The organism is Delftia sp. ZNC0008, assembly GCF_000799035.1.
In the GTDB taxonomy this organism is placed as follows: domain Bacteria; phylum Pseudomonadota; class Gammaproteobacteria; order Burkholderiales; family Burkholderiaceae_C; genus Comamonas; species Comamonas tsuruhatensis.
Map to the genome: position 1 here is coordinate 15,189 of NZ_JTKZ01000888.1, position 5,177 is coordinate 20,365.

At 67.6% G+C, this 5,177-nt stretch carries 3 protein-coding genes and 1 pseudogene; all 4 read left to right on the forward strand.

Going from position 1 to position 5,177, the window contains the following annotated elements:
• The first annotated feature begins 85 nt into the window (after nt 1-85).
• Nucleotides 86-1,552, forward strand: a complete 1,467-nt coding sequence (locus L995_RS28615) for a M81 family metallopeptidase (protein ID WP_047474771.1) — start codon at nt 86-88, stop codon at nt 1,550-1,552.
• 208 nt (nt 1,553-1,760) lie between these two features.
• A complete protein-coding gene (locus L995_RS28620; RefSeq protein ID WP_016447231.1) occupies nt 1,761-4,070 on the forward strand; it encodes an NADP-dependent malic enzyme in 2,310 nt (769 codons plus the stop codon).
• Nucleotides 4,071-4,394: 324 nt separating this feature from the next.
• Nucleotides 4,395-4,814 carry a ribonuclease domain-containing protein gene (locus L995_RS28625; protein ID WP_016447232.1) on the forward strand — a complete coding sequence of 140 codons (420 nt, stop codon included), beginning with the start codon at nt 4,395-4,397 and terminating at the stop codon, nt 4,812-4,814.
• Nucleotides 4,811-5,177 (forward strand): annotated as a pseudogene (locus L995_RS34570) (barstar family protein); the annotation flags it as partial. The gene L995_RS28625 and the pseudogene L995_RS34570, both read left to right, overlap by 4 nt.

Sequence of the window (5,177 nt, forward strand, 5' to 3'; positions counted from 1 at the left end):
ACCTGGAGGCCGGCTGCAACGTGCTGCTGCGCGCCATGCTGGCGGCTGCGGGCGTGGTGCAGGCAGCGGACGGCGGGGTGCCGGCATGAAGATCCTGATCGCCCGGCTCAACCACGAGACCAATACCTTCTCGCCCGTGCCCACGCCCATCGAGGCGTTTGCGCCCACCTATGGCGAGGCCGCCTATTCGGCCAACAAGGGCATGCGCACGGCCATGGCCGCCTTCATCGACCTGGCCGAGGCGGCGGGCGCCACCCTGGTCACGCCGGTATCGGCCACCTCCAATCCCAGCGGCCCCGTGCATGCGGCCGCCTATGACGAACTCACGCGCCGCATCGTGGCGGCCGCGCCGGGCTGCGATGCCATCTTGCTGGACCTGCACGGCGCCATGGTGGCCGAGAACAGTGCCGACGGCGAAGGCGACCTGCTCGAACGCGTGCGCGCCGCCGCGCCCGGCGTGCCCGTTGGCGTGGCGCTGGACCTGCACGGCAACATCACCGAAAAAATGGTGGGCAATGCCGACGTGATGGTGGGCTTCAAGACCTATCCGCACATCGACATGTACGAGACCGGCGAGCACGCGGGCCGGCTGCTGCTGGACATGCTGGCCGGCCGCGCGCGCTATGCCGTGTGCTGGCACCGCCTGCCGCTGATGAGCCACACGCTGCGCAGCACCACGCTGGACGGCCCCATGCTGGACGCCGTGAACGCAGCGCGCGCCCTGGAAGCGGAGGGCCTGCCCGCGGTCTCGGTGTTCGGCGGCTTCTCGCTGGCCGACATCGCCGCGCCCTGCGTGAGCGTGGTCGCCACCTGCAGGACCGACGAACGCGCGGCCACCCAGGCGAGCGTGGACGCGCTGGCCGCCCGGATCTGGCAGCGCCGCGCCGACTTCGTCTACCGCAGCGAGCCGCTGGCCGATTCGCTGCGCCGCGCCCAGGCCCTGGCCGACGGCGCCGACCGCCCCGTGCTGCTGCTCGACCATGGCGACAACTGCATGTCCGGCGGCACCTGCGACACCATGGACGTGCTGCAGACCGCGCTGGAGCTGGGCCTGTCAGGCATTGCCGTGGGCCCGCTGTGCGACCCCGAAGCGGTTGCCTCGCTCACGGCGGCGGGCGAAGGCGCCGAGGTGGAGATCGCGCTGGGCAACAAGGTCTCGCTGGAGCGCATCGGCCTTCACAAGCAGCCGCTGCGGCTGCGCGGCACGGTGCGCGCCGTCAGCGACGGCGCCTACACGGTCAGCGGCCCCATCTACACGGGCCAGCGCTGCCACATGGGCCGCACGGCCTGCCTGGATACGGGCGCCGCGCAGATCGTGATCACCGAGCAGACGCACGAGCCCTGGGACCTGGGCGTGTTCCACTGCGTGGGCATGGACCCGACTCGCTTTCGCTTCGTGCTGCTCAAGTCGCGCATGTACTGCCGGCCCGTCTTCGTGCCGCTGTCCGCCGGTCTGGTCGAGTGCGACAGCCCCGGCGTGACCACCTCGGACTATTCGCGCTTTCCGTTCGCCCGGGTCAGCCGCCCGGTGTTTCCGCTGGACGCCATCTGATGGATGCCAGGTGATTGCCCGGCTTTGCGGCGGCGCGCAAGCAAAGACCGCCGCCGCTGCGGGGCATTGGGCAACCAGGCATCACAACAGTTTCACAGCAGGACCCGGCTATTGCCTGTCGGCCTACAATCGGTTCCCCCCTACCTCGGCCGACGGCACGCGGGCTGATCCGCGCGTGCGTTGGCCATGCCTTCGCTGGAGACGCTTGATGTCCGACAACACGGCCCCGACCCCTTCCGATAAACGTGCCCAGCTGCGCCGTGCCGCACTCGAATACCACGAGTTTCCCAAGCCCGGCAAGCTGACCATCGTGCCGACCAAGCCCATGGCCAACCAGCATGACCTGGCCCTGGCCTACTCGCCCGGCGTGGCAGCGCCCTGCGAAGAGATCGTCAAGGACCCGGCCGCCGCCTTCAAGTACACGGCGCGCGGCAACCTGGTGGCCGTGATCTCCAACGGCACCGCCGTGCTGGGCCTGGGCGACATCGGCGCGCTGGCCTCCAAGCCGGTGATGGAAGGCAAGGCCGTCCTGTTCAAGAAGTTCGCGGGCGTGGACGTCTTCGACATCGAGATCAACGAGAAGGACCCGCAAAAGCTGGTCGATGTGATCGCCGCGCTGGAGCCCACCTTCGGCGCCATCAACCTGGAAGACATCAAGGCACCCGAGTGCTTCTTCGTGGAGCGCGAACTGCGCCGCCGCCTGAAGATCCCCGTCTTCCACGATGACCAGCACGGCACGGCCATCACCGTGGCAGCGGCCATGGTCAACGCGCTCAAGGTCGCGGGCAAGAAGATCGAGGAGGTCCGTCTCGTGGCCTCGGGCGCGGGCGCCGCTGCCCTGGCCTGCCTGAACCTGCTGCTCAAAGTCGGCCTGCGCCGCGAGAACGTGTTCGTCACCGACCTGGCCGGCGTGGTCTACGAGGGCCGCACCGAGCTGATGGACGAGGACAAGGCCCAGTTCGCGCGCGCCACCGAGCTGCGCACGCTGGGCCAGGTCATCGAAGGCGCCGACGTCTTCCTGGGCCTGTCCGCCGGCGGCGTGCTCAAGCAGGACATGGTGGTCAAGATGGCCGCGCGTCCGGTGATCTTCGCGCTGGCCAACCCCAACCCCGAAATCGTTCCCGAAGACGTGAAGGCCGTGCGCAGCGACGCCATCATCGCCACGGGCCGCTCGGACTACCCCAACCAGGTCAACAACGTCCTGTGCTTCCCGTACATCTTCCGGGGTGCGCTGGACTGCGGCGCGACCACCATCACCACCGAGATGGAAATCGCCACCGTCCACGCCATCGCCGAACTGGCCCAGGCCGAGCAGAGCGAGGAAGTGGCGGCAGCCTACGTGGGCGAGCAGCTGAGCTTCGGTCCTGAGTACCTGATCCCCAAGCCCTTCGATCCGCGCCTGATGATGAAGATCGCCTCGGCCGTGGCCCAGGCTGCCGCCGAATGCGGCGTGGCCCAGCGCCCGATCCAGGACATGGATGCCTACCGCGCCCATCTGCAGACCTTCGTCTACGCCTCGGGCACGATGATGAAGCCGCTGTTCGCCACGGCCAAGAAGGCCACCAAGAAGCGCGTGGCCTATGCCGAAGGCGAGGAAGAGCGCATCCTGCGCGCCGCGCAGATCGTGGTGGACGAGCGCATTGCGCGCCCCACGCTGATCGGTCGCCCGGCCATCATTGCCCAGCGCATCGAGAAGTTCGGCCTGCGCCTGAAGGAGGGCCAGGACTACGACGTGGTCAACGTCGAGCACGACGAGCGCTACCGCGACTTCTGGCAGACCTACCACCGCATGACCGAGCGCAAGGGCATCACCGTGCCCATCGCCAGGATCGAGATGCGCCGCCGCCTGACCCTGATCGGCTCCATGCTGCTGCACAAGGGCGAAGTGGACGGCCTGATCACCGGCACCTGGGGCCAGACATCGCACCACCTGCAGTACGTGGACCAGGTGATCGGCCGCCGCGCCGGCGTGCAGACCTATGCCTGCATGAACGGCCTGCTGCTGCCCGACCGCCAGGTCTTCCTGGTGGACACCCACGTCAACTACGACCCCACGGCCGAGCAGCTGGCCGAGATCACCATCATGGCCGCCGAGGAAATGATGCGCTTCGGCGTCAAGCCCAAGGCCGCCCTGCTGTCGCACTCCAACTACGGCTCCAGCAACCAGCCCAGCGCCGTCAAGATGCGCCAGACCCTGGAGCTGCTGCGCGAGCAGGCCCCCTGGCTGGAAGTGGACGGCGAGATGCACGGCGACGTGGCCCTGGACGGCAAGGCCCGCGCCCAGCTCATGCCCAACAGTACGCTGCTGGGCAATGCCAACCTGCTGGTCATGCCCAACATCGACGCGGCCAACATCAGCTACAACCTGCTCAAGCAGGCCGCTGGCGGCGGCATTGCCATCGGCCCCGTGCTGCTGGGCGCCGCCCGTCCCGTGCACATCCTCACGCCGAGCACGACGGTGCGCCGCATCGTCAACATGACGGCGCTGACGGTGGCGGACGCTAACGCTAACCGTTAAGCACCCCCTGAGCGGCTTCGCCGCTTCCCCCGTGTGCACGGCGCCCTCTCTCGCTTCGCGGGAGGGGGACGACACCCTCGCTGCGGGGCGGCCCTTGCTCGGTGTCCCTCGTTTTGGCCGCGCGCGTTTTTGAGACAACGGGCGGCATTTGCATTGAATGGAAGGCAACTCAGGCGCAGAGTTGCCTTCTCACTGTTCAATCCCCAGACATTTCCTCGGTCAAGCTGCCTGTTTTTTAGGCAGAACTTGCATTTTGAGGGGTGTTCCGTCACACTAGCGGGTCGAGATTTCAGGGCTTCCCTGGATTTCTGAAAGGTGTAGTTGATGCTGAAGGCAGCCGCCGCCAAGGCGTACCAGTCCGGTCTAGCGCTCATCGTCGGGGCCGCCTTTGTGCTGTCGCCCTCGCTCGCTGATGCGCGCCGCTCGGCGCCCGAGAGCGCGGATTCGACGGCGGCCATGGCCACCGTCACTCTGTCAGAGCTGCCGCGCGAAGGCCGTTCCACCTATACGCTGATCCTGCGCGGCGGGCCTTTTGCCCACGACAAGGACGGCACGGTGTTCGGCAACCGCGAGCGCATCCTGCCGCGCCAGTCGCGCGGCTACTACCGTGAGTACACGGTGCGCACGCCCGGCTCGCGTGACCGCGGAGCCCGCCGCATCGTCTGCGGCGGAGAGCCCCAGCAGCCCGATGCCTGCTACTACACCAGCGACCACTACAGCAGCTTTCGCAAGATCATCGAATGACCTCGACCCAGTCTTTGCAGCCAGTTCGACCCTCCGCGTCCGACGCAGTGCGCTGGCAGGGGTCTGCATTTCATCCACAGCCCGGGGACGCCGCAGGCCAGGTGCCCGTACCCGCAGGCCACATCCACGTTAGAGAAAGAGCCACGGAGATGGATGCACCACTTCGTAAGATCCCGGACACCCCTTTGCGGAACGTGCGCGCCAACATCGTGCAGTCCATCCGCGCCTACAGGGTGGAGGATCTGCAACAGGCGGCCGAGACGCTGGGGTGCCATTTCCTGTATGCCAACCTGGCCCATGCGCAGACCAAGGCCGACATCCTGGAGCTGCTGGCCACGCAGTTCTTCTTCCCCGCGCATTTCG